General features: G+C 64.3%; 22 protein-coding genes. 7 read left to right on the forward strand and 15 right to left on the reverse strand.

All coding sequences use genetic code 11. From position 1 onward, the window contains the following. Positions 1 to 21: 21 nt before the first annotated feature. The 5 genes from QFZ91_RS41695 to QFZ91_RS41715 form a co-directional block, all read right to left on the reverse strand. Positions 22 to 1,356 (reverse strand): glutamine synthetase family protein, encoded by a 1,335-nt coding sequence (locus tag QFZ91_RS41695; protein WP_184225066.1) that lies wholly within the window; start codon positions 1,354 to 1,356, stop codon positions 22 to 24. Next, complete coding sequence (locus QFZ91_RS41700; protein ID WP_429570879.1) at positions 1,349 to 2,158, reverse strand: gamma-glutamyl-gamma-aminobutyrate hydrolase family protein; 810 nt, start codon at positions 2,156 to 2,158, stop codon at positions 1,349 to 1,351. Before QFZ91_RS41700 ends, QFZ91_RS41695 begins: the two co-directional genes overlap by 8 nt. Before the next feature lie 268 nt (positions 2,159 to 2,426). After that, complete coding sequence (locus QFZ91_RS41705) at positions 2,427 to 2,648, reverse strand: hypothetical protein (protein WP_233853204.1); 222 nt, start codon at positions 2,646 to 2,648, stop codon at positions 2,427 to 2,429. A gap of 247 nt (positions 2,649 to 2,895) precedes the next feature. Then, a complete protein-coding gene (locus QFZ91_RS41710; RefSeq protein ID WP_429570880.1) occupies positions 2,896 to 3,915 on the reverse strand; it encodes a rhodanese-like domain-containing protein in 1,020 nt (339 codons plus the stop codon). Between the two features lie 271 nt (positions 3,916 to 4,186). After that, positions 4,187 to 4,603 carry a cupin domain-containing protein gene (locus tag QFZ91_RS41715; RefSeq protein ID WP_176106472.1) on the reverse strand — a complete coding sequence of 139 codons (417 nt, stop codon included), beginning with the start codon at positions 4,601 to 4,603 and terminating at the stop codon, positions 4,187 to 4,189. Between the two features lie 164 nt (positions 4,604 to 4,767). On the opposite strand from QFZ91_RS41715, the gene QFZ91_RS41720 reads away from it, so the two are divergent. Then, positions 4,768 to 5,373, forward strand: a complete 606-nt coding sequence (locus tag QFZ91_RS41720) for a peroxidase-related enzyme (RefSeq protein ID WP_429570881.1) — start codon at positions 4,768 to 4,770, stop codon at positions 5,371 to 5,373. A 42-nt stretch (positions 5,374 to 5,415) separates the two neighbouring features. Here QFZ91_RS41720 and QFZ91_RS41725 read toward each other — a convergent pair whose 3' ends face one another. Both QFZ91_RS41725 and QFZ91_RS41730 read right to left on the reverse strand, forming a co-directional pair. Next, positions 5,416 to 6,696: an MFS transporter gene (locus QFZ91_RS41725; RefSeq protein ID WP_429570882.1), complete on the reverse strand. Its 1,281-nt coding sequence runs from the start codon at positions 6,694 to 6,696 to the stop codon at positions 5,416 to 5,418. 82 nt (positions 6,697 to 6,778) lie between these two features. Further along, on the reverse strand, positions 6,779 to 7,726 hold the full coding sequence (locus QFZ91_RS41730; RefSeq protein ID WP_429570883.1) for a LysR substrate-binding domain-containing protein: 948 nt from the start codon (positions 7,724 to 7,726) through the stop codon (positions 6,779 to 6,781). A gap of 291 nt (positions 7,727 to 8,017) precedes the next feature. On the opposite strand from QFZ91_RS41730, the gene QFZ91_RS41735 reads away from it, so the two are divergent. Then, complete coding sequence (locus tag QFZ91_RS41735) at positions 8,018 to 8,731, forward strand: DUF899 family protein (protein WP_429570884.1); 714 nt, start codon at positions 8,018 to 8,020, stop codon at positions 8,729 to 8,731. A 27-nt stretch (positions 8,732 to 8,758) separates the two neighbouring features. Here the strand turns inward: QFZ91_RS41735 and QFZ91_RS41740 are convergent, their stop codons facing one another. Next, the gene (locus QFZ91_RS41740) at positions 8,759 to 10,732 is read right to left on the reverse strand and encodes a putative bifunctional diguanylate cyclase/phosphodiesterase (RefSeq protein ID WP_429570885.1); all 1,974 of its coding nucleotides are present in this window, start codon (positions 10,730 to 10,732) and stop codon (positions 8,759 to 8,761) included. 215 nt (positions 10,733 to 10,947) lie between these two features. Then, positions 10,948 to 11,343, reverse strand: coding sequence for a hypothetical protein (locus QFZ91_RS41745; protein ID WP_429570886.1), 396 nt, complete (start codon positions 11,341 to 11,343; stop codon positions 10,948 to 10,950). A 350-nt stretch (positions 11,344 to 11,693) separates the two neighbouring features. On the opposite strand from QFZ91_RS41745, the gene QFZ91_RS41750 reads away from it, so the two are divergent. Beyond that, the gene (locus tag QFZ91_RS41750) at positions 11,694 to 11,972 is read left to right on the forward strand and encodes an HU family DNA-binding protein (protein ID WP_167039836.1); all 279 of its coding nucleotides are present in this window, start codon (positions 11,694 to 11,696) and stop codon (positions 11,970 to 11,972) included. A 245-nt stretch (positions 11,973 to 12,217) separates the two neighbouring features. Here the strand turns inward: QFZ91_RS41750 and QFZ91_RS41755 are convergent, their stop codons facing one another. From QFZ91_RS41755 to QFZ91_RS41765, 3 genes are all read right to left on the reverse strand, one after another. After that, complete coding sequence (locus QFZ91_RS41755; RefSeq protein ID WP_281374985.1) at positions 12,218 to 13,336, reverse strand: 3-deoxy-7-phosphoheptulonate synthase; 1,119 nt, start codon at positions 13,334 to 13,336, stop codon at positions 12,218 to 12,220. Between the two features lie 235 nt (positions 13,337 to 13,571). After that, positions 13,572 to 14,495: a DUF72 domain-containing protein gene (locus tag QFZ91_RS41760; protein WP_429570887.1), complete on the reverse strand. Its 924-nt coding sequence runs from the start codon at positions 14,493 to 14,495 to the stop codon at positions 13,572 to 13,574. A 39-nt stretch (positions 14,496 to 14,534) separates the two neighbouring features. Then, entirely contained in the window at positions 14,535 to 15,272 is a 738-nt protein-coding gene (locus QFZ91_RS41765) for a TetR/AcrR family transcriptional regulator (protein WP_429570888.1), read from the reverse strand. Between the two features lie 248 nt (positions 15,273 to 15,520). Here QFZ91_RS41765 and QFZ91_RS41770 point away from each other — a divergent pair, with 248 nt between their 5' ends. Genes QFZ91_RS41770 through QFZ91_RS41785 form a run of 4 tightly spaced genes read left to right on the forward strand, consistent with a single transcriptional unit; the run spans position 15,521 to position 21,319 of the window. Continuing rightward, the gene (locus QFZ91_RS41770) at positions 15,521 to 16,702 is read left to right on the forward strand and encodes an isovaleryl-CoA dehydrogenase (RefSeq protein ID WP_176365915.1); all 1,182 of its coding nucleotides are present in this window, start codon (positions 15,521 to 15,523) and stop codon (positions 16,700 to 16,702) included. 34 nt (positions 16,703 to 16,736) lie between these two features. Continuing rightward, positions 16,737 to 18,344, forward strand: coding sequence for a carboxyl transferase domain-containing protein (locus QFZ91_RS41775; protein ID WP_176379420.1), 1,608 nt, complete (start codon positions 16,737 to 16,739; stop codon positions 18,342 to 18,344). A 49-nt stretch (positions 18,345 to 18,393) separates the two neighbouring features. Next, entirely contained in the window at positions 18,394 to 19,182 is a 789-nt protein-coding gene (locus tag QFZ91_RS41780; RefSeq protein ID WP_429570889.1) for an enoyl-CoA hydratase/isomerase family protein, read from the forward strand. Positions 19,183 to 19,234: 52 nt separating this feature from the next. Next, positions 19,235 to 21,319, forward strand: a complete 2,085-nt coding sequence (locus tag QFZ91_RS41785; protein WP_429570890.1) for an acetyl/propionyl/methylcrotonyl-CoA carboxylase subunit alpha — start codon at positions 19,235 to 19,237, stop codon at positions 21,317 to 21,319. Positions 21,320 to 21,351: 32 nt separating this feature from the next. On the opposite strand, the gene QFZ91_RS41790 is transcribed toward QFZ91_RS41785, so the two are convergent. The 3 genes from QFZ91_RS41790 to QFZ91_RS41800 form a co-directional block, all read right to left on the reverse strand. Next, positions 21,352 to 22,143, reverse strand: a complete 792-nt coding sequence (locus QFZ91_RS41790; protein WP_429570891.1) for a phosphate/phosphite/phosphonate ABC transporter substrate-binding protein — start codon at positions 22,141 to 22,143, stop codon at positions 21,352 to 21,354. Positions 22,144 to 22,163: 20 nt separating this feature from the next. Beyond that, positions 22,164 to 22,442 (reverse strand): DUF1488 family protein, encoded by a 279-nt coding sequence (locus tag QFZ91_RS41795; protein ID WP_018434317.1) that lies wholly within the window; start codon positions 22,440 to 22,442, stop codon positions 22,164 to 22,166. A 413-nt stretch (positions 22,443 to 22,855) separates the two neighbouring features. Then, a complete protein-coding gene (locus QFZ91_RS41800; protein ID WP_429570892.1) occupies positions 22,856 to 24,148 on the reverse strand; it encodes a cation:proton antiporter in 1,293 nt (430 codons plus the stop codon). Between the last annotated feature and the right edge of the window lie 358 nt (positions 24,149 to 24,506).

Consider the following 24,506-nt stretch of genomic DNA (forward strand, 5'->3'; position numbering starts at 1 on the left):
TGACCGATTGACCCGCGGCACTCACACGTGCAGCAGCAAATGCCGGCGCTCCCACGAACTGATCACGCGGAAAAACGCTTCGTATTCGGTCTCTTTCAGCGCGAGATACGCGCGGACGAACTGTTCGCCGAGTACGTCGGCAATTGGCTCGCACGCACTCATCAACGTCAGGCCTTCTTCGAGATTGCGCGGTAATTGGTAGGGCAATGCATAGCCGTCGCTCGCCAGCGGTTCGGTTGGGGCGAGCCGCTGCGTGATGCCGAGATAGCCGGCGGCCAAGGTCGCGGCAATCGCCAGATATGGATTGCAATCGACACCCGGAATGCGGTTCTCGATGCGGCGCGCGACCGGCGTCGAATGTGGAATGCGAAAGCCCACCGTGCGATTGTCGTAACCCCACGCGACGTTGATCGGCGCGGCCATGAAACGCGAGAGGCGCCGATACGAGTTGATGTACGGCGCGAAGATCGGCATTAGCGCCGGCGTGTATTTCTGCAAGCCGGCGATATAGCCGGTGAAAAGCGATGTCGGTTCGCCATCCGCGGCGGTGAACAGGTTGCGGCCGGTTTCCATATCGACGAGGCTCTGATGCATGTGCATCGCCGAGCCCGGCTCGCCTTCCATCGGCTTCGCCATGAAGGTCGCGTACATCTTGTGGCGCAAAGCCGCTTCGCGCACGGTGCGCTTGAATAGAAACACGCTGTCCGCGAGTTTGAGCGGATCGCCATGCATGAAATTGATTTCCATCTGCGCGGCGCCCACTTCGTGTATCAGCGTGTCGACTTCGAGTTCCTGCACGTCGCAGTACTCGTAGATGTCTTCGAACAGCGGATCGAATTCATTGACCGCTTCGATCGAATACGCCTGGCGTCCGGTTTCCGCGCGACCCGTACGTCCAACCGGCGGTTGCAGCGGCAGGTCGGGATCGCGGTTCATATCGACTAAATAGAACTCGAGTTCCGGTGCGATCACCGGTTTCCAGCCGCGCGCCTTGTATAGATCGAGCACGCGGCGCAACACGCAGCGCGGCGAGATTTCGACCGGCGTGCCATCGAAATGAACGCAGTCGTGAATCACTTGGGCGGTCGGGTCGACTGCCCACGGAATCATCCGGATCGTGCTCGCGTCGGGTACGCACACCATGTCGGGATCGGTGACGCCGGTCAGCGAATCGCTTTGCGGATAATCGCCGGTCACGGTCTGAATCATCACCGCCTGAGGCAGACGCATCGATTCGCCCGATTCGAACTTGCTGCGCGGAATGATCTTGCCGCGCGCGATGCCGGCCATGTCCGGAATGATCGCTTCGATTTCGGTGACGTGATGCTTTTTCAGAAAATCGTCGATGTCATGCATGATTGTTCTCTCTGTTTTGATCCGCGACCTGGGACATGCGTGCAGGGTTGCGTGTATTCATGCGCTGGCGGCACGCGTCGCCGAAGGCGCGAAATATCGCGGTCGATAACGCGTTGTCCGCGCGTCTCCATTCCGGGTGCCATTGCACGCCGAGCGCGAATGCGCGGGCGTCGCTGACGCTGATTGCTTCGATCAGGCCGTCCGCCGCGAGTGCTTCGACGTCGAGGCCTGTGCCGAGTCGCGCAATACCCTGACCGTGCAATGAATTCACCCGCGCTTCGTGGGCGCCGCCCGCAAGGCGCTGCAGCATGCCACCGCGCGTCAGCACGATCGAATGCGAGGTGGCGTATTGCACGTCGAGCGAGTCGTCCTTGTTCTCGCGATGGTCGTTCAGTCCGCCGACCGCATGAACGCTTTGATGCAAGGTTCCGCCGAATGCCACGTTCATTTCCTGCAAGCCGCGGCAGATGGCGAGAACCGGTACGCCCGCCGCAACCGCAGCGCGGATAAGCGGCAACGTGGTTGCATCGCGCGCCGGGTCGTGCAACGTATCGGGCTCGCTCGAAGCGCCGCCGTAACGGTGCGGCTCGACGTTCGAATAGCTGCCGGTGAATAGCAAGCCGTCGACAGCGGCGAGCACATTGTCGCTGCACTGGCGCTCACCTAAAGCCGGCACCAGCATCGCGAGCGCGTGCGAGCCCTCGACGATCGCGGCGATGTACTTTTCACCGACCACGTGCGATGGATGAGCGCCGAGCATCGTTCTATCGGCGGTGATGCCTACTATTGGTTGGTTTCGCATAATGAATAGGCGTGTCGATCCCACGCCGCACACCACGTGAACGGCGTTAAATAGCGCGCGCGACGAAATGGGAAAACGCGAAGGCGAGGCGAAGCCAAAGCGAATCCGCGCAATAACGCGCAGCGCTAATCAGATTAGAAGCGGTTCGATTGAATCCGTCGTAATGCGCGGCAATCAGTCAGCGCCGCGCGGACGCAAGCAGACAGCTCGCGAAAACGCGTGCAAACGGACGAATCGAGCAGCGAAAAGAGACTAGAGAAGAGAGGCGCTACGGCAGCAGCGAGGCGACTTCGTCTGTGCGCACCGCGATGAACGCGCGTGCGGAGAGAACGTTGCGGCGTCGAACGGAGCGACGCGACAGGACTGTGATGACGGACAGAAAGCGGCGAAACGCAAGGCTGCCGTTGCTGCCGTCGGCGCTGGCGCCGTCAGCGCAAATACAACGCGCCTGACTGCGATTCCAATTCACCAAAGGGCCTCGGACTCTCACGATGACACTCGACTGGCATAGTTGAGGGTTTTGAACGGCCTGTTTCGAATCCACAGCGGATAGTGAAGAAACAGGACGCGGGTCGATCGAGAAGAAACGGTACTGAACGGTAAAGGCTTAATTCGCAGTGCCGTTCACGCGATCTCCCAATAGCTAGGATATACGAGCTAAAAATGCCGTCAATTTATTTTTGTTTTTTGGCAGAACGGCATCAAGCGTGATGCCGTGTGCTTGGTCTGCTATTCGTTCACTCCGCGAGACGGGCGCGCACCGTGTATTCGCCTTCGTTGCCCTTGTCTTCGAGCATGTGCGCCATCGCCGTATTGAAGTCGGGTGGCAGTGGTTCGACTGGATAGCCGCGCTTTTCCCATGCGTCGAGTCCGCCCTTAAGGGCGCGCACATGATGAATGTTCTTGCGATGCAATTGCCTGACGATGCGCTTCGCGGTCGCTTCGTTCGGACACACGCAATAGACGACGATCGGCCGCTTCAGATACTCCGGATGAATCGGATCGGGCGATTCCAGATCGAGCGGCCGTGCGCCTGCAATGCGATGCGATTCCTTTTCGCGCACGGTGTGCGGGCGCGCGTCGAGAATCAGCGGCGGTTCGTTCGACTTCATCATCGCGTCGAGCTGATCAGGCGAAATGCGTGCATGCGCGAGCCAGCGGCGAAACTGCAAACGGCGCAGCCAGCGATACAGCAGAACCGCCGCGAAGATCACCGCGAACGTATCGAAGATCGTGCCGCCGTTGCGGCGCACGAACAGCATCAATTGGACGATCTCATCGTGCAAAGCGGCCCCGCCGATGATCCACACGCTCGCCCACAGCGTCGCACCGACCATGTCCCACAACAAGAACACGCCGACGCCGATCGCGGTCGTGCCGAGCAGCGGCGCGGAAATCAGGCCGAGACCGGGCAGGAACTTCGCGACCGTCAGAATCGGCGCGCCATAGCGCTCATAGGTATTGCGCGCGACGCGCACCGTGGTGTCCAGCGACAGCGAGAAGCGCACGAGGTAATTGAGCAGACGGCGGCCATACGCGCGTCCGGTGAAAAACCACAGCGAGTCGGCGATCAGCGTCGCACCGACCGCCGCGCAGATCATGTTGACGTACGAGACTTCGCCCACCGCGGCCATCGTTCCCGCGAGAATCAGCATCGGCGCGGCCGGAATCGGCATGCCGAGCTGCGTGACGAGCACGCTCATGAAGACGGCCCACACGCCAGCAGACGGTGGAATAGCGACCGGGAAATGCCACACAACCGCGCTCCTGATTAAGGCAAAGAAAGGGAAAAGAATGGTCTGCGCCGAGGCCGATACGAGCCTCTGGCGATGCGAAAGACGGATTTAAGCACAGGTGGCGAGTCGGCGTTATGAAAGTGCGCCGACAAAGTGGCGCGCGAGCGACGAATGCGCATGGCGCACCGCGCCATGCCGCGTGCATGCGCCGCGCGGCAAGTGGATCAACGCGGACTGAGCAGCGGGATTTGCCTCGCTTCAGGCGAGGCGGTCCAAAAAGCGGCCTGTCGCCTTACGCATCCTCGGAGGGATCATAGGGCACCACGCGCTCATGCTCGTCCGCGTGATTGCGCGCGACGATCGCGCGCGCCGCGGCGTTCGCATCGAGATTGAACGGCTGATGCGGCACGCCGGGCGGAATGAACAGGAAGTCGCCCGGCTCGGTGATGACCGACTCGCGCAGGCCCGGGCCATAGCGCGTCTCGATCTTGCCTTCGAGCATATAGATCGCGGTTTCGTAGTCGGCGTGATAGTGCGGCTGCGCATGGCCGCCGGGCGGGACCACGACCATATACATCGACAGTCCGGTGGCACCCGCGGTGCCCGCCGAAATGCCGACGAAATAGGGCAACCGCTGCATCGTCGCCATTTCCCGTTCCGGGCGCACCTTGATCACAGGGGCCCGCGCGTCGTGCCTGACGTTTGACATGGTCGCTCCTTTCGTCGCCGCCGTGCCGGGCGGCTTCATGCATGCCGAACTGAAAGTCTAGACGATACGGGCGGCAATATCGGACCTTGTGAAGCGCGGGCGACCGCCAAAACGCGTTGCTACAATGATCGGCATACCCCCGACCAAGATCACGGAGACAGCGCATGGCCACGCTTCAGCCCATCAGCCGCTACCCGGTCCCCGAGCCCAGCGAGTGGCCCGAAGACATCAGCGCCCGCATTCTCGAAGTGCAGGACAAAGCCGGTTTCGTGCCGAACGTGTTTCTGACGCTCGCGCATCGGCCCGATGAATTTCGCGCGTTCTTCGCTTATCACGATGCGTTGATGCTGAAAGAGGGCGGTCTCACCAAGGGCGAGCGCGAGATGATCGTGGTCGCGACGAGCGCGGTCAACGATTGTCTTTACTGCGTGATCGCGCACGGCGCGATTCTGCGCATCTACGAGAAAGCGCCGCTGCTCGCCGATCAGCTTGCGGTCAATCATCGTAAGGCCGACATCACCGAGCGGCAGAAGGCGATGCTCGATTTCGCGCTGAAGGTGTGCCGCGCGTCCGGCACGGTCGAGGAAGAAGACTTCGAGACGCTGCGCGGTCACGGCTTCACCGATGAAGACATCTGGGACATCGCGGCAATCACCGCGTTTTTCGGCCTATCGAACCGGATGGCGAACGTGATCTCGATGCGTCCGAACGACGAGTTCTATCTGATGGGGCGCGTGCCGAAAGCCGCCGCGGATGCGCCGAAGAAATAGCCGCGACTGGCATAGCTTCAGCGTCTCTACCGGCATTGCGCATCACGCCTGCGCGGGACGCGGCGCATGCCGCGCGGGCGTCGTCACCGCCGTGTCGTCGATCGGGAAATGCAGCAGCGCCGCGAGCAGTCCCGCCGCGACCGTCGCTACCCAGATCAGCGAGTACGAACCCGTCAGATCGAACACGAGGCCACCGAGCCACGCGCCGAGAAACGAGCCGATCTGATGGCTCAGAAAGCACACGCCGAACAGGCTGCCGAGGTGACGCGTGCCGAACACCTTGGCGACGAGGCCGCTCGTCAGCGGTACGGTACCGAGCCACGTCAGGCCCATCACGGCCGCGAAAATCACCACGGACACCGCGCTTTTCGGCAGCGCGAAGAACGTGGCGATCGTCGCGCTGCGAATCAGATAAAGCCAGCCGAGCACATGATGCTGGCGGAACCGGCCGCCGAGCCAGCCGCATGCCCAACTGCCCGCCATATTGAACAGGCCGATCAGCGCAAGCGCGGTGGCGCCCAGCCCGATCGGCATATGACACAGCGTCAGATACGCGGGCAGATGCGTCGCGATGAACGCGAGCTGGAAGCCGCAGGTGAAGAAGCCGAGCGTCAGCAGGCGGTAGCCGCGATGGCGCGTCGCTTGTGACAGAACTTCGCGCAGCGGAGTCGCGGGCGCATCGTCGAACCGGGCCTGGCCCGCCGCATGCATCCGCGCGCGACGGTCGAGCACGATGCCGAGCGGCGCGATCAGCAGCATCACGAACGCGAGCACGAACAGCGAGGTCGCGATGCCCGCGTGCAGCCGGATGCCTTGCACGAGCGGCACCATCAGCACCTGTCCGGCGGAGCCGCCGGCGCTGACGAGGCCCATCGCGACGCTGCGATTCTCCGGCGACGCCATGCGGCCGACCGCCGGCAACACCACGCCGAAGGTCGTGCAGCTGACGCCGATGCCGACCAGCAGCCCCATGCCGATCACTAGCAGTGCACCGCTCGGCGCGACCGCAGACAGCGCGAGGCCGGCCGCGAACGTAGAAGCGCCGAACGCGACGACCGGCGCTGAGCCATAGCGATCCGCAGCCGCGCCCGCGAACGGCTGCGCGAAGCCCCACACGAGGTTGTGCAGCGCGATCGCGAAGGCGATCAACGTGACCGGCAGACCGCGGTCGAACGAGAACGGGCCGATGAACAGGCCGAAAGTCTGGCGAATGCCCATCGCGGCGCTCAGGATCAGTGCCGCGGCGACGATCACGATCGTGGTAGTGACGGTCGTCGCCGGAGCGACGGCGGGGGTGGGTTGCCCGGTGTGGGTGGTCGACATGGCGGCTTCTCCTTGGCCACCATCGTCGCAGCCCGCCGCGTGGCCGGCAAAGGAAAAGATTTCGACGACAGGTGAGCGCGGCTCACCTGTGCGCCGCCAGGTCGCCGTCCGCGGCCGCGTCGGTTTGCGCGTGGAAAGCCGCCGCCTCGTCCACTAGCCAGCGCCTGAAATCGGCGAGCTCGGGCCGCCGGATCGCGCTGTCCGCATTCTCCGCGCTGACCAGCCAGTAGGCGGTGGCGGATGCGATGGTGGGCGCGCAAGCCTCGAGCAGCGCGCCGCTCGCCAGATCGCCATCGACCAGCGGCTTGCGGCCGAGCGCGACGCCGAGGCCCATGCTGGCCGCTTCGAAGGCGAGCTGGATCGTGTCGACGTGCAAGCCGGAGTCCATATCGATGCCGCCGGTGCCGGTTGCATCGAGCCACGCCTGCCAGTCTTCACTCGCGGCGTTCACATGAATCAGCGTCGCGCGTCGCAGGCTCGGGACGCCGTGCTCGTCGCGCAGCGTCGCCACATAGGCGGGGCTGCACACCGGCACGAAACGCTCGCCGAACAGGCGCGTCCATGCGGTGCCGGCGACCGGCGCGCGGCTCATGCGGATCGCGAAATCGAAGCCGTCGACCGGGAAACCGACCTGGCGACGCGATGTATCCACGCTCACGTTGATATTCGGCCAGCGCGCGCGAAAACCCGCGAGGCGCGGCAGCAGCCAACGCGACGCGAAGGTCGGCGCGCAGCTGAGCGTGATCGACCGATCCGCGCGGTGATTGGGCAGACGCTGCGTGCCGATCGCGATCAGCGAAAACGCCTCGGAGACGTACGACAGATAATCCGCGCCAACCGCCGTCAGCGAGATGCCGCGCGGCTCGCGCACGAACAGCTCGACGCCGAGCGCTTCCTCGAGCCCGACGATGCCATGACTGATCGCGCTCGGCGTGACGTTCAGCTCGGCGGCGGCGAGCTTGAAACTTTGATGCCTGCCGGCCGCTTCGAAAAAACGGAGCGCGGGCAGGGGTGGCAGACGAAGCGGCATGTGCGTTCCCCAAGGCGGCCGCGTCGTGCGTGGCGCGCGTGCCGCGTGGTGTTGGCGGGGTGTAATGGGCGTGCTGTTTGGCGCAAGCATACCTTGCGGTGGCGCCTCGCGAGTGTGTTGTCGAACCGTCGGCAAAAGCGGCTGCAAAAAGGCTGCCGCTTAAAAATCATCGGCGGCCGTGTCGATTTTTCGCGGTCTCATCCGTCGTCGCTTGTAGGAAGGGCGGCAAAGCACAGGCAGCCGCCCGTCTTCCGTCCGTTTTTCGCACGACTTCTCACAAGGAGATGGCTGATGAACGACGCAAACACATCGATGCATACGCTAAAACCGGCCCGCGAACTGGCCGACCTGCCTGAACGCTTTCCCGGCGAGAGCGCCGAATATCGACGCGCGCGCAACGCGTTGCTCGCCGAGGAGATCGAGCTGCGCCGCCAGATCGAGCGCGTCGCCGCGCAGCGCCGCGCGCTGCCGGCGGGCGGCATCGTGCCGCAGGATTACCGCTTCGACGGCGAAGCCGGCCCGGTCACGCTAGCGCAGATGTTCGGCGCGCACGACACACTGGTGACCTACAACTGGATGTTCGGACCGCAACGCGCGCGGCCGTGCCCGATGTGCACGTCGCTGCTGAGTGCGTGGGACGGCGAAATGCCCGATATCCTGCAGCGCGTCGCGTTCGTGGTGATCGGCCGCTCGCCGATCGACAGGCTCGTCGCGTTCAAGCAGGAGCGTGGCTGGCGGCATCTGCGGCTCTATTCGTCGGGCGGCAATACGTTCAATCGCGATTACGCAGCCGAAGATCCCGCCGGCGACGACGTTCCGGCGCTCAACGTATTCACGTGCACGGGCGGTGTCGTGCGGCACTTCTGGGCCGAGGAGATGGGGCCATCGACGTCGGACCCCGGGCAGGACCCGCGCGGCGCGCCCGATCTGATGCCGCTATGGACGATCCTCGACATGACCCCCGGCGGCCGCGGCACCGACTGGTATCCGAAGCTGGCGTACTGAGCGGCACGGCCGCAAAGCGATCGAGCGCTACGAATGCGTCTCCGCCGCATGGCTTTGCGCGAGCGCGGTCCATAGGAACGTGCCGACCGCGCTTGCCCGCATCGGCAGGCTGAACAGATAGCCTTGCACCGCGCGCGCGCCGAGCGCCTTCACGACCTGGGCCTGCAATGGCGTTTCGAGTCCTTCCACCACGCATTCGAGTCCGAGGTTGCGGCACAGGTCGATCACGGATTTGATGATCTTCTTCGACGCGCTGTTGGTATCGACGTCGGAGACGAAGCTGCGATCGATCTTGATCGCGTCGAATGGCAAGCGGTGCACGTAGCTGAGGCTCGAATAGCCGGTGCCGAAATCGTCGAGCGACATCCGGCAGCCGGCCTGCTTCAGCATTGTCATCGCACTGCGCGCCTGCTCGAAATCGCGCGTCAACGCGGTTTCGGTGATTTCGAACGTCACGCGATGTGGCGACACACCGCTTGCGGCGACGATGTCGATCAGGCGGCGGGCGCGTGCCGACGTCGAGATATCGATCGCGGACAGGTTGAACGACAGATACAGATCGGCGGGCCAGTGTGCGACTTCGGCGAGCGCCTGGCGCAGCAGCACATCGGTGATGCCGAGAATCAGCTCGGTACGCTCTGCGATCCGAATGAATTCCTCCGGCCTGACCATGCCGAGCCGCGCGTTGTGCCATCGCCCGAGCGCTTCGAGACCGATCGGGCGGTGGGTGAGCAGATCGTAGATCGGCTGGAATTCGAGGAACAGTTCCGCTTCGAGATCCGCGTGGCGCAACTCCTGGGTGACGAGGCTTAGCCGCCGCATCTGCGTTTCGTGTTCGGTCGAGAAAATCACCGGCATGCCGCGGCGGTTTTCCTTGCCGACATAGAGGGCGGCGTCGGCGCGTTCGAACACTTGCGCGACCGTCGAGCCCGCGTCGGGAAACGCGGCCCAGCCGATCGTGCCCGACAGCTCCGCGACATTGTCGGCGACCTGGTAAGGCCGACTGAGCGCGTCGCAGATCCGCTGCCCCAACTGAACCAGCGCTTCGTTCGACATCTTGTGACGTACGAGCACGCCGAATTCGTCGCCGCCCAGACGCGCGAACATCAGGCCTGTCTCGCTGATCGACACGAGCCGCGTGCCGACTTCCTGCAGCACGAGATCGCCGCTCGCGTGACCATATATGTCGTTGACCTGCTTGAAGCCGTCCAGATCGATGAGCCCGACGTTGAAGCCGCCGCCGGTTTCGAGCGCCTGCTCGAGTATTGCGCTCAGCGCCGCGAAATAGCTGCGCCGGTTCGGCAGGCCGGTCAGGCTGTCGATGTTGGCGAGCCGGTAGTTGTCGTCGCTGAGCCGTTGGGTGTTTTGATGGCTTGCCTGTAGTTCGCGTTGCGCTTGCACGGCGTCCGCAAACGTGCGGCAGTAAAGCTGGATGACCACCGCGAGCGCGACGCCGACCAGCGTCATGTCGACGGCCATCGCGAAGAACACCGGCGAGCCGCTGGACACGAGGAATCCGGAGAAACTCAGGAGGACGATGCAAAGCAGCAGAAGCGCGGCCTTGCGCAGGTGGATCAGGCAGAACATGCTGCCGACCAGCGTCGTCGCCATGTAGAACGCGACCTGCGCCTGCTGATACGCACCGCCGTACGGGAACAACAGCAGCGACCAGCCGCTGAACGCGACGCCGAACAGGCCGACGATCCACGTCACGCCGCGCAATTCGCGGACCACCTGGGCGTCCGTCATCGTCCGGTTGCGTTTGCGCCACCAGCGCACGCAGCGAAGCACACACAGCGCGGCGAGCGCGCCGGGCATATACATCGACAGCCAGGCCGGCGCGCTGTCCAGATGCGTCGCCGCGACCGCCGCCGTGTTGACGAGCAGGATGAAGTAGAGAAGCGGTACCTGGCGGCTGAACGCATGCAACCGTGCACGCATCAGCGCACGGTCACCATCCGCGACCGACAGTACCTTCTTCAATCTTGCGAGCCAAACCATCACCGTCCTTTTAACGTTTGCGCGCTAAACGCAGCTGTTTATATCGGCGCAAAGCTGATTAACTTGAGCGTTCCGGGAGGTAAATAGCATTGCAGCCAAGGGTCCGTGAACCCGACGGCATGCTTGCGAATCGGCGTGCGGTAAGTAGTACCTGGCGGCGGTGCAAGCAGACGTTTGTGCCGCATGCCGATGGCGGGACTCTCGACGAAAGCTGGCTATCGCGCATGCTCGAAGTTGGGGCACGACAGCACCCGCTGCGGCTGCATCGCAGTGCCGGGCTGGCCGGCTGGCGCAGGGGCGCCTCGCGGCGCTGACGAGACGAGCCGGACCGCGTCGGCGCCCGCATTCGCGAGCACGTATTTTTCCGGGCTGTCGTCCGGCTGCCAGTACGCGCGAAACACGTCGCCGTCGCTGAACACGAGCAGCTTGCCGTGCACCGTTGTTCCGCCGCCGACGAAGTCGACCGGTTCACCGTTGCGTAGCGAAAAGCCCTGCGCGGCACTGGAATTGGTTGCGCCGACGAGGGTCGCGCACGGGTTGTCGCTGGCCGCCGCAGCCACCGATGACAACGCGCAGAGCAGCGCGCATGTTGCAAAGTGGCGAATTCTCACTTTTTTATGTCTTGCAGAAAGTTTTCTTGTGATGTGTTTCGCAAATAGCGCGCCCGCGCTTCACGAAAAGGGCTATCGTCTTCGGGAAGGCCGCGCGGGCTCGGATAACGCGACCTAAAGTACTGAAATTGCAACGGATTGTGATGCGCGGCAAACGCTCATGAGATGGCGCGCGCACATAAGCCCGCGATTCTTATGGCAGTTTGCGACGGAAAAACGTCAAACCGGCGCTCCGGCCTTGATACAAGCCTTACACCAAGGGTTTGCGCGAAGGTGCGCCTATGCGTTAGTGTGTCGGTCCCGGCGCCTCAGAGTGGCGCCGGTTCCATGATTACCATACGGGAAGTGCTATGAACAAACAGGAACTGATTGATGCAGTCGCCGCAGCGACGGGCGAAAGCAAAGCGGCAACCGGCCAGACCATCGACGCGATCGTCGAGGCAGTGACCAAGGCCGTGGTGGGCGGCGATACGGTGCAACTGGTCGGTTTCGGTTCGTTCTCGACCGGCGCGCGCGCAGCACGAGTGGGCCGCAATCCGTCGACGGGCGAAGAAATCCAGATCGCCGCGGCCAAGACGGTGAAGTTCACCGCGGGCAAGGCGTTCAAGGAAGCCGTCAACGCGTCGTAAGCAACGAGCTTCACGCCGGAGCATTCGCGGTGCGCTTTGCAGCTTCCTGTGAGGCGCACGCGTGAATGATGCGATAGGCGTGAGGTTCTCGCGCTGCCCAACCCAGCCAGGCGGTTTGCCCTGGCAACTGGCGCGGCGCGTGTGCCTGGCTCCTTGGCCAGGCGTTCTCGTCCTCGATCGGCCCCGAGCGGGTCGCGAGTGGAGCCGTCGCCGAACCGCGCTCGCGCGGTCCGTGTGTTGCGCTGTCAGCCGGCGCGGCGCTTGCGGGTTGCCTCGGCGAGCGTGGCGAGCACCGGCTCGGTCTGCGCCCAGCTCACGCAGGCATCCGTGATCGACACGCCGTAGCGCAACGGCACACCGGCCTTCAGATCCTGACGGCCTTCTTCCAGATGACTTTCGAGCATCACACCGATGATGCGGCCTTCGCGCGCCGACAGTTGCCGCGCGATATCGTCCGCGACCTCGATTTGCCGCAGATGCGACTTGTTCGAATTCGCATGCGAGCAGTCGATCATCACCTGCTCGCGCAGACCCGCTGAACGCAGCGCTTCACAGGTCGCCTGCACCGACGCGCTGTCGTAGTTCGGTCCTTTCTTGCCGCCGCGCAGGATCACGTGCGCGTCGTCGTTGCCGCGCGTTTCGAAGATCGCGGCCATGCCCATTTTCGTCATGCCCATGAACGCGTGGCTCGCACGCGCCGCGACGATCGCGTCGGCGGCGATCTGCACGCCGCCGTCGGTGCCGTTCTTGAAACCGATCGGGCAGCTCAGTCCCGACGCGAGCTGACGATGACTCTGGCTCTCGGTCGTACGCGCGCCGATCGCACCCCACGCGATCAGATCGGCGATGTATTGCGGGCTCAGCAGATCGAGGAATTCGGTCGCGGTGGCGAGACCCAGACCGTTGATGTCGAGCAGCAACTGCCGCGCGCGACGCAGCCCTTCGTTGATGCGGAAGCTGCCGTCCAGACGCGGATCGTTGATATAGCCTTTCCAGCCCACCGTCGTGCGCGGCTTCTCGAAGTACACGCGCATCACGATCAGCAGATCGTCGCGATAGTGATCGGCGGCGGCCTTCAGCTTGCGCGCGTATTCGATCGCCTGGTCGTGGTCGTGAATCGAACAGGGGCCGACGATCATCACGAGCCGGTCGTCGCGGCCGTGCAGAATGTCGGCGATTTCGACCCGTGTCTTCTCGACCAGCGTCTGCACCGCGGGCGGCACCGGCAGTTCGTCCTGCAGCAGCGCCGGCGAAATCAGCGGACGGACCGCGCCGATGCGCACGTCGTCGATGCGCGTGGTGTCCTGGGTGGCGTCGGCCGAACCGACTTCCTGATCGTGCAGGGGATTGTCGAGGGCGCTCAAGATGTTCTCCGCAATCGGTTGATGAGGCGGTCTTGCCGCCTGACTATGCGAGCGCCGCCGCGACGTGCGCGGGCGCTGCGTGGGTTTGACGTGGACCGTGCGGGCCGGCTGGCTGCGTGCCTCGGGCGAGGTTCGGCGCAAGGCGTTGCGTCGGGCTTGACACGACGCCGCCGTGACCGCGCACGGATGCGCTGGCGCGATTATGACACTCGTGCCGGCCCGGCGGCAGGCGGATTCAGAGCTTCTTGATCAACGCCATCGCGGCGGCCGGATTGCGCTCCTTGAAGCCGCTGATCACATACAGATAGACGTCGCGCTTCGCTGCTTTCGCGGGCGGCTCGGCGCAGGTTTCCAGATCGTCCGGCGTGGTGCCCGCGGCGAGTTGGCGCACGCGTTCGGCCCATGCGTCGAGCTCTTTCGTCGAATAACCTTTGGCTTGCTTCTCGCTCGTGCCCATGATGCGCGCGTAGACGAACGGCGCGGTGATGTCGGCGATCTGCGGATACTCGCTGTCGGCCGCGAGCACGACCGCGACCTTGTACTTGCGCGCCAGCGCGATGAACTCCGGTGTCCTGAACGAATCGTGACGAACCTCGACCGCATGCCGCAGCTTCTGTCCTTCGATGCTCGCGGGCAGCAGCTTCAGAAAGGACTCGAAATCGTCGGCGTCGAATTTCTTTGTCGGCGCGAACTGCCAGTTGATCGGTCCGAGCTTCTGTTTGAGCAACAGCACGCCGCTGGCGAAGAAGCGCTCGATCGTGTCGCCGGCATCGGCCAACACCTTGCGATTGGTCGCGTAACGCGGCGCCTTCAGAGAGAAGACGAAATCGTCGGGGGTTTCCTGAAACCACTTTTCGTAGCTGGCCGGTTTCTGCAAACCATAGAACGTGCCGTTGATTTCGATCGAGGTCAGATGCCGGCTCGCATATTCGAGTTCGCGGCTTTGCGTGAGGTCTTCCGGATAAAACGGGCCGCGCCACGGCGCGTACGTCCAGCCGCCGATGCCAATGCGAATGCGCGCGGCGGCCGCGGACTTTGACGGCGCTTCGGTTGATTTTTTCGTTGGCGCTTTCTTTGTGGCTTTCCGCTTGTCGCCGAGTTCTTCGCCGGACTTCTCGCTTTGCTTGCTGCTTTCCTTCGCGCTTTTCGCTGCGGGCACTTGGGCTCTCCTTCGGGCTGCGGCGGGAAAGCTCGTAGATTAGCCGCTTTTTTCGCGGCGTGCGGCGCTGGCTTCGTCAAAGCGCCGGCTCGCCGCCGCCACTTCCACGCGAAAACGCTGCAATGCACTAAGCGCAAGATCGGGGGGCGTCAGCGCGGCCCATAGTACGTCGATCAGCTGATCGGCGGTGGCCTCGATATCGATCTGCCGGTTCGCGAGTGTCGCGTCCCACAGCACGTGTTCCATCGGACCGAACACCATCGAGCGCAGCAGGCGCAGCGGCACGTCGGCGCGGATTTCGCCGCTTTGCTGGCCTTGCGCGAGCACGCGCATCAACGGCGCGGTGTAGCGGCGCTGCAACTCGGTCAGCGCTTCGCTCAGTTCGTGATGCCGCGCACGACCTTCGGACAGCACGAGTGCGCACAGGTCGGTGCCGTTCACGAGCATCAGCCGCAGATGCATGCGCACGATGAACGCGAACTGCTGCCGCACGTCGCCGTCGCGCGGCAGGCCCGCTTCGATCGCGTCGATGATCTCGTCGTACCAATCGCCGATGACCCGGGCGCACAACTCGCGTTTGCCGCGAAAGTAGCTGAACACCGTCGCCTCGGAAATGCCGAGGCGCTGCGCGATTTCCGCGGTCGTCGCGCGCTCGTAGCCCTTTTCGGAAAACACGTCGCGCCCCGCCTGAAGGATCTCCTTCACGCGCTGCTGCGACTTGCGCCCGGCCGGCTGGCGACGCGAGACAGGTAATCCAGTCTTCTCGGCAACCGTCATATGAGTCGGATTCAGATTTTGAAGCAGGTTGGGGGGTAAAACTGGCGTTTGAGCGCCTCGCATTTGCCCGATGACCGCGATGCTATCACCGAATCGGGTGTCTGGAGCGGCTTTGCGAATTTTCTGAGTAACACTCAAAAATACCTATTGACGCTTACGTCAATCTGGCGTGAAATGCGCGATGACATGCTCTCGCGTGCCGCTTCGCGTTCCGCCACCGGCCGCCCACGAACTCAGGAGACACCGCAATGCCCAATCTGCCCGGTTTGCAGTTCCCGCTCGGCGAAGAGATCGAAATGCTGCGCGACAGCATTGCGTCGTTCGCCGCCAAAGAAATCGCGCCGCGCGCCGGAGAAATCGATCGCACCGATCAGTTTCCGATGGACTTGTGGCGCAAGTTCGGCGATCTCGGCGTGCTCGGCATGACGGTGTCCGAAGAGTACGGCGGCGCGAACATGGGCTACACCGCGCACATGGTCGCGATGGAGGAAATCTCGCGTGCGTCGGCCTCGGTCGGCCTGTCGTACGGCGCGCATTCGAACCTGTGCGTGAACCAGATTCATCGCAACGGCACCGAAGCGCAGAAGCGCAAGTATCTGCCGAAGCTCGTATCGGGCGAGCACGTCGGCGCGCTCGCGATGAGCGAGCCGAACGCAGGCTCGGACGTGGTCAGCATGAAGCTGCGCGCCGAGAAGAAGGGTGATCGCTACGTGCTGAACGGCACCAAGATGTGGATCACCAACGGCCCCGACTGCGACACGCTGGTCGTCTATGCGAAGACCGATCCCGAAGCGAATTCGCGCGGCATTACCGCGTTCATCGTCGAGAAGGGCATGAAGGGTTTCTCGGTCGCGCAGAAGCTCGACAAGCTCGGCATGCGCGGCTCGCACACCGGCGAGCTGGTGTTCCAGGACGTCGAAGTGCCGGAGGAAAACATCCTCGGCCAGCTCAATGGCGGCGTGAAGGTGCTGATGAGCGGTCTCGACTACGAACGCGCGGTGCTCGCGGGCGGCCCGACCGGCATCATGGTCGCGGTAATGGACGCGGTGGTGCCGTATATCCACGACCGCAAGCAGTTCGGCCAGTCGATCGGCGAGTTCCAGCTGATCCAGGGCAAGGTCGCCGATCTGTACACGACCTTGCAGGCATGCCGTGCGTATCTATACGCGGTGGGCCGCCAACTCGACACGCTCGGTAACGACCACGTGCGCCAGGTCCGCAAGGACTGCGCGGGCGTGATCCTGTACACGGCGGAGAAAGCCACGTGGATGGCCGGCGAGGCGATCCAGATTCTCGGCGGCAATGGTTATATCAACGAGTATCCGGTCGGGCGCCTGTGGCGCGATGCGAAACTCTATGAAATCGGCGCGGGCACCAGCGAGATCCGTCGCATGCTGATCGGCCGGGAGCTGTTCGCCGAAACGCTGTGATGCAAAACGAACGGCCCTCTGGAGAAGCCACGTCATGCCGATCATCGAATCAAAACTGAATCCCCGCTCGGACGACTTCCGTGCGAACGCGGCGGCGCTCGAAGCGCTGGTCGCCGATCTGCGCGCGAAGATCGAGCAGCTCGCGCAGGGCGGCGGCCAGGCCGCGCGCGACAAGCACACTGGCCGCGGCAAGCTGCTGCCGCGCGACCGGATCGCATACCTGCTCGATCCGGGCACGCCGTTTCTCGAACTGTCGCAACTGGCCGCGTACGGCATGTACAACGACGACGCGCCGGGCGCGGGCGTGATCACCGGCATCGGCCGCATCGCGGGGCAGGAGTGCATGATCGTCTGCAACGACGCGACCGTGAAGGGCGGCACCTACTATCCGGTCACGGTCAAGAAGCACGTGCGCGCGCAGGAAATCGCCAGCGAGAACCGCTTGCCGTGCGTGTACCTCGTCGACTCGGGCGGCGCGAATCTGCCGAATCAGGACGACGTGTTTCCCGATCGCGATCACTTCGGCCGCATCTTCTACAACCAGGCGAATCTGTCGGCGGCGGGCATTCCGCAGATCGCGGTCGTGATGGGCTCTTGCACCGCGGGCGGCGCGTATGTGCCGGCGATGAGCGACGAGTCGATCATCGTAAAGAACCAGGGGACGATCTTTCTCGGCGGACCGCCGCTCGTCAAAGCCGCGACCGGCGAAGTGGTCAGCGCCGAAGATCTCGGCGGCGGCGACGTGCATACGCGTCTGTCGGGCGTCGTCGATCATCTCGCGCAGAACGATGCGCATGCGCTCGGGATCGCGCGCAGCATCGTCGGCAATCTGAATCGTGTGAAGCCGACGCCGCTCGCGTTGCAGGAGCCGAAACCGCCGCGCTACGACACGCACAGCATCTACGGCGTGATTCCGGTCGACACGCGCAAGCCGTTCGATATCCGCGAGGTGATCGCGCGCATCGTCGACGATTCCGCGTTCGACGAATTCAAGGCGCGCTACGGCACGACGCTCGTGACGGGCTTCGCGCATATCTGGGGGCATCCGGTCGGCATCGTCGCGAACAACGGCATTCTGTTTTCGGAGTCGGCGCTAAAGGGCACGCACTTCATCGAGCTGTGCTGCCAGCGCAAGATTCCGCTCGTGTTCCTGCAGAACATCACCGGCTTCATGGTCGGCCGCAAGTACGAAAACGAAGGGATCGCGCGAAACGGCGCGAAGATGGTGACGGCCGTCGCGACCGCTAAGGTGCCGAAGTTCACGGTGATCATCGGCGGCTCCTTCGGCGCGGGCAACTATGGCATGTGCGGCCGCGCGTATTCGCCGCGCTTTCTGTGGATGTGGCCGAACGCCCGCATTTCGGTTATGGGCGGCGAGCAGGCGGCGTCGGTGCTCGCCACGGTCAAGCGCGACGGCATCGAAGCGAAGGGCGGCAGTTGGAGCGCGGAGGAAGAAGAGGCGTTCAAGCAGCCGATCCGCGAGCAATACGAGCATCAGGGCCATCCGTACTATGCGAGCGCGCGGCTGTGGGACGACGGCGTGATCGACCCGGCGCAGACCCGCGACGTGCTCGGCCTCGGCCTGTCGGCGGCGATGAATGCGCCGATCGAAGACACGCGCTTCGGCGTGTTCAGAATGTGATGGCGCGCGGCGCCGCGCTGCGAGAAAGCCAGCCAAAGGAGTGCTACGCATGCAATACGAAACGCTGAAGGTCGAGGTTGCCGGCCAGATCGCGACGGTCACGCTCAATCGTCCGGACGTGCGCAACGCGTTCAACGAAACGATGATCGCCGAGCTGACCGCCGCATTTACCGCGCTCGACACCCGCGACGACGTGCGCGCGGTCGTGCTCGCCGCGAACGGCAAGGCGTTCTGCGCGGGCGCCGACCTGAACTGGATGAAGAAAATGTCCGGCTACTCGGACGACGAGAACCGCGCCGATGCGATGCGTCTCGCGGGCATGCTGTCGGCGGTATATCGCTGCAACAAGCCGGTGATCGCGCGCGTGAATGGCGACGCGTATGCGGGCGGCATGGGCCTGATAGCCGCATGCGACATCGTCGTCGCGGTGGACAGCGCGCACTTCTGCCTGTCCGAAGCGCGGCTCGGGCTGATTCCCGCGACGATCGCGCCGTATGTGATTCGCGCGCTCGGCGAGCAGGCGTCGCGGCGCTACTTCGTCACCGCCGAAGCGTTCGACTGCGCGACCGCGTTGCGGCTGGGTCTCGTCAGCGAAGCCGTCTCCAATGCCGAGCAGCTCGACGCAACGGTCGCGCAGCTCGCGCAGACGCTGTGCGCGAACGGCCCGCAAGCGGTGCGCGCCTGCAAGCGGCTCGTGCAGGACATCGCAGGTCGCGAATTGAGCGACGCGCTGATCGAAGACACGGCAGTGCGGATTGCGAAGACGCGAGCCGGCGCCGAAGGCCGCGAGGGCGTCGCGTCATTCCTCGAAAAGCGCACGCCGGGCTGGCGCAACTGACAGGCCCCGCTAACAACAACCGCCCCGTACCGCCTATTTCATCGAGACACTCATGTTCAACAAGATCCTGATCGCCAACCGGGGTGAGATTGCGTGCCGCGTCGCGGCGACCTGCAAGCGGCTCGGCATCGCGAGCGTGGCCGTCTATTCGGACGCCGATGCCAACGCGAAACACGTCGCCGCCTGCGACGAAGCGGTGCACATTGGCGGTTCGACGGCGGCGCAAAGCTATCTGCGCATCGAACGCATCATCGAAGCCGCGCGCGCGACCGGCGCGCAGGCCATACACCCTGGCTACGGCTTTCTTTCCGAAAACGAAGACTTCGCGCACGCGTGCGAGGCAGCCGGCATCGTCTTTATCGGACCGCCGGTCGAAGCGATCGCCGCGATGGGCTCGAAGGCCGCCGCGAAAGCGCTGATGCACGCGGCCGCGGTGCCGCTCGTGCCTGGCTATCACGGCGATGACCAGCAGCCGCAGTTGTTGCAGCGCGAGGCCGACGCGATCGGTTACCCGGTGCTGCTGAAAGCGAGCGCGGGCGGCGGCGGCAAGGGCATGCGCGTGGTCGAGCGCAGCGCCGACTTCGCGGCCGCGCTGCTGTCGTGCAAGCGCGAGGCGGCGAGCAGTTTCGGCAACGATCGCGTGCTGATCGAGAAGTATCTGACCAGGCCGCGGCACGTCGAAGTCCAGGTGTTCGCCGATCGGCACGGCGGCGCCGTCTATCTGTTCGACCGCGACTGCTCGGTGCAGCGGCGTCATCAGAAAGTGCTCGAGGAAGCGCCGGCGCCGGGGCTGTCGGCCGAGGTCAAACGCGCGATGGGCGAAGCGGCCGTGGCCGCCGCGCGCGCGGTCAATTACGTCGGCGCGGGTACGGTCGAGTTCATCATGACGCCGACCGGCGAGTTCTATTTCATGGAGATGAACACGCGGCTGCAAGTCGAGCATCCGGTCACCGAGATGGTGACCGGGCAGGACCTCGTCGAATGGCAACTGCGCGTTGCCGCGGGCGAGGCACTGCCGCTCACGCAGCAGCAGTTGAAGCTCGACGGCCACGCGATCGAGGCGCGCATCTACGCCGAGCATCCTGCGCGCGGCTTTCTGCCGTCCACTGGCATGCTCAAGCATCTGCGCATGCCCGAAGGCGTCGAGTTCGCGATCGATGCGGCCGGCTTAGGCGCGGCCGGACTCGGCGAGCCGGGACGCAAGGCGCCGGTGCGCATCGACAGCGGCGTGCGCGAGGGCGACACGATCACGCCGTTCTACGATCCGATGATCGCGAAGCTGATCGTTCACGGTGCGACGCGCGAGGAGGCGTTGGCGCGGCTCGCACGCGCGCTGCATGCTTGCGAGGTCGTCGGGCCGCATACGAACGTCGAGTTTCTGCGGCGCATCGTCGCGAGCGAGCCGTTCGCGAGCGGTGACCTCGACACCGGTTTGATCGAGCGTCATCACGATGCACTATTCGCGCCGGCACAGAAGCCGCTCAAGGAAGCGCTCGCGCTCGCGTGCGCCGCGTTGCTGACGCGCGAGGGCGGCACCGCGCACGGCGCGTCGCCGTGGGACGCGCTGTCGCACTGGCGGCTCAATAGCGGGTACACGCAAACGCTCGGCTGGCGCGTGATCGACGACCGCGCCAACGACGACAGCCACGAGTCGTTCACGGTCGTTTTCGCGCGCAACGGGGACCCGCAAGCGCTCGTGCAAACACTCGAACACGACGGCGTGCGTGAGGACTTCAGCTGGTCGGTCGGCGCGGGCGCCCACGAATTCCGCGCGACGATCGGCGATGCGCGCGTGACGGGGCGCGTATTTGTCGACGGCGACAGGTTCCACGTGTTCTGCCACGGCGAGACGCTCGCATTCGAATGGCAGAACCTGCTCGCGCATGCCGCGGATGCCGAGCACGGCGAAGGCCGTCTGACCGCGCCGATGCCGGGCAGGGTGATCGCGGTGCTGGTCGAACCGGGCGCGGTGGTCGAGAAGGGCGCGCCGCTGATCGTGATGGAAGCGATGAAGATGGAGCATACGATCGGCGCGCCGGCGGCCGGCACCGTCGCCGAGGTGCTGTATGCGGTCGGTGATCAGGTCACCGACGGCGCGCAGCTGCTGGTGCTGGACGTGCAGCAGGCGGGTGGATGAGCGCGCCGAGTGGAAGATGAGGACGGCGTGAATCAGGCGAGCCGCGCGTACCCCGCGGCGCGCGCCTCGCTTTCGAGCTCGCCGATGCGCGCGTAGTCGGTCAGCGGCAGCGCCGAAAAACCTCTCAAACGCAGGCGTTTCGCTCGCTCGGGGCGGATGCTCAGCGTCTCGTTCAATGCGTCGCGCAGCTCGGCGATCGTGGCCGGCGGCACATTGGCCGCGGCGATCAGCGGCAAGCCCGGCGACGCGGCGGTCGTGCCGATCGCGCGCACGCGCCGCGCCAGTTCGGGCAGCAGATCGCCAACGAAGGCGAAGGTCACGCAGTCGATCGCGGCGACGTCCGCGCGATTGTCCGCGACCGCGCGCAGCGAGCCAAGATGCGAGCCCGTACGCAGCACGGAGCCGAAGAACATGCCGGCGCGAGCGAGCGGCGCGACCGCGTGGCGAAACGCGTTCATGCCGCTGTTCGAATCGTCCTGGTTGTAGGCGGCGCGCGCGCCGCGGCACGAGGCGAGTGAGTCGAAGCGCGCGTCGGCGCGCGTGACCAGTACGCTCGAGTAATGCGCGCCGTCGCAGCCCGGCGCATCGAAGCAGGGTGTCGCGACCAATTGCACCTGCGCGTGAAGCCCGTGCATCAGCGGATAACCGCAGGTCTGCGAGATCAGCAGGTTCGGGCGCCGCCAGAAGCCGTGCAATTCCTCGTCCGGTTCGACGATGCGGCACGCGGGCTTGACCCGGTGCAGCACGTCGTCGAGCCACTCGCGCCATTCGAGGTCGAGCGCGGGCGTCACGTTGTACATCGGCAGGGCAGCGATCCAGCTCATGAAGGGCGTTTCTCGCACGCCTAATGTCTGACCAATTTGAAATCGTCCAGACCGAGCCGCACCGGCTCGCTCGGCGTGTACTGCCAGCGCTGCGCGGCGACCGAGAGGATCTCGTCCTGCGCATCCTCGAACGCGACCAGCAGGTCCTCCTTGCGACGGCTCTCGGCGCCGCAGAACTCGACCAGCGCGTCGGCGCTGACTTCAAAAACCTGTGCGCGATCGTCGCAGCACACCCGGAACGCGACCGTCGCGCATTCCGTCACACAGGGCCGAAACCCCTCATCGACATAGACCGACATGGCGAACTCCTTCCAACGCCTGAATCGACAGGATGACAAACCGCGCCTGCCAGGTATGTGGGAGAACCGGCATTGACGGCCAAATGCCCGGCGCCGCGGCAGGCGCGACGGTCCGGAAACTGGCGGAAAGTAAGCCAGAAACTGGCGGCGGACTCGTTCAAGCCCGAGCCAGGGCCGCGGCGCGAACCGTGGCCGGAGGGAAGACCGCGGCGATTCGCTCGCCATCGGTCCTGCCTCGTGGTGGGCCGCCGCGAGTCGGAATCACGGCGGGCACTGCTCAGAAGACGCTTAAATCGGGCGCTCCAACCCAACGTTGAAATCGGCGCGCGAACTGCTCGCGCCGGTCTCGGACTATGTTTGGGATTTTCCCACCAATCTCGCGGTGTAGATCCGCGTAGGTATCCACTTTACGATTAGCGCGCGTTTTGTGCAGGCGATGAGTCGGGCGCGGCCCGCCGGGTTACGTGAGCTCCCGAGAAATTGAGCCGGCGGATCAGCGGACCCAAGGTCGTCGCTTGAATCAGCAGGCTGAACACGACGACCAGATACGTGACGCCGATGAACATTTCGCGTCCGTGAAACTCGGGCAGCGACAGCGCGAGCGCAATCGAGATGCCGCCGCGCAGTCCGCCCCACGTCAGCACGACAGCCGAATGCGGACTGAGTCGCCGGAACTTCTGCAGTGCGAGCAGCGGAATTGCGACGCTGACGCCGCGCGCGAACAGCACGACCGGAATCGCCGCGAGCCCGAGCCAGACGATCTCGAAGCGCAGCGACAGCGCAATGATTTCGAGTCCGATCAGCCCGAACAGCACGAGATTGAGCAACTCGTCGAGCAGGTCCCAGAAGTTGAACAGATGCTCGCGCGTCTTCTCCGACATCGATGTCGACGCGCCGTGATTGCCGATCACGAGCCCCATGATCACGACCGCCAGAGGCGCCGACACGTGCAGTGCTTCGGCGAGACTATAGCCGCCGGTCGCGAGCGCGAGCGTGATCAGGATCTCGACTGGATAGCTGTCGATGCCTCGCAGCAGCAGCGACGCGCCGAAGCCGAGCGCCGCGCCGAGCACGAGCGCGCCGGCGACTTCGCGCAGCAGATCGAACGCGATCGCGCCCGCGGAAAACTCGTTCGCGCCGGTCGCGAGTCCGACTAGCGTGACGAACGCGACCACGGCCGTGCCGTCGTTGAACAGCGATTCGCCGGTGATCTTGGTTTCGAGGCTCTCGGGCGCCGCCGCCCGCTTGAGCACGCTGAGCACCGCGATCGGATCGGTCGGCGAGATCAGCGCGCCAAACGCGAGACACCACAGCAGGCTGACCGGCTGGCCGAGCCATTGCGCCGCGTAGTAAAAGCCGAAGCCGACCACCGCGATCGAAATCAATACGCCGATCGTCGCGAGCATCAGCACTGCGCGCCGCTGCGTGCGCATCTTCGACAGATCGACGTGCAGTGCGCCGGCGAACAGCAGCAGGCTTAGCAGACCGTGAAACACGATGTCGGCGAAATCGATCTGCACGACGATCTTGCGCGCGGCGATCGCCATCGCCGGATAGTAGAAGCCGAGCGCCGAAATGCCGACGCAGACGACGAGCCCGACTGCGGTGATGCCGAGGGTGTCGGGTAACCTGATGAACCGATAGTTGAGGACGCCGAACAGCGCGACGATGGCCAACAGCGCGCCGGCAATCTGGAAGACGCTCATCGTGCATGCTCCCACGTTGCGCGGCGGCGCGAACGCGTGATCATCGTGGCAGCGAGGTAACTTGCGCGAAGAGGCATAAAACCGGCAGGCAGAGAAAGCCGCCACGATTGCGATATTGAACCAGCGAGATGTTTCACCAGCAATTCCTTATTCAGGCTCATTCAATCCGATAAACGATCTACGGTTTGCAATGACACGATCGTTGCCGCTGGCGATAGAGCGACGTACCGCTACAGACGCCTTATTCAAACTCGACGGACGATGCGAGCAGACGCAAAGTACTTAATCGGACCACAAGCGGATGACGGCGAACCTGTTGGAGCCAGGCTCGCCAGAAGGTGCCGCGATGGGCAATGAT

The sequence above is a fragment of the Paraburkholderia sp. JPY419 genome, assembly GCF_050435705.1.
GTDB lineage: Bacteria > Pseudomonadota > Gammaproteobacteria > Burkholderiales > Burkholderiaceae > Paraburkholderia > Paraburkholderia youngii.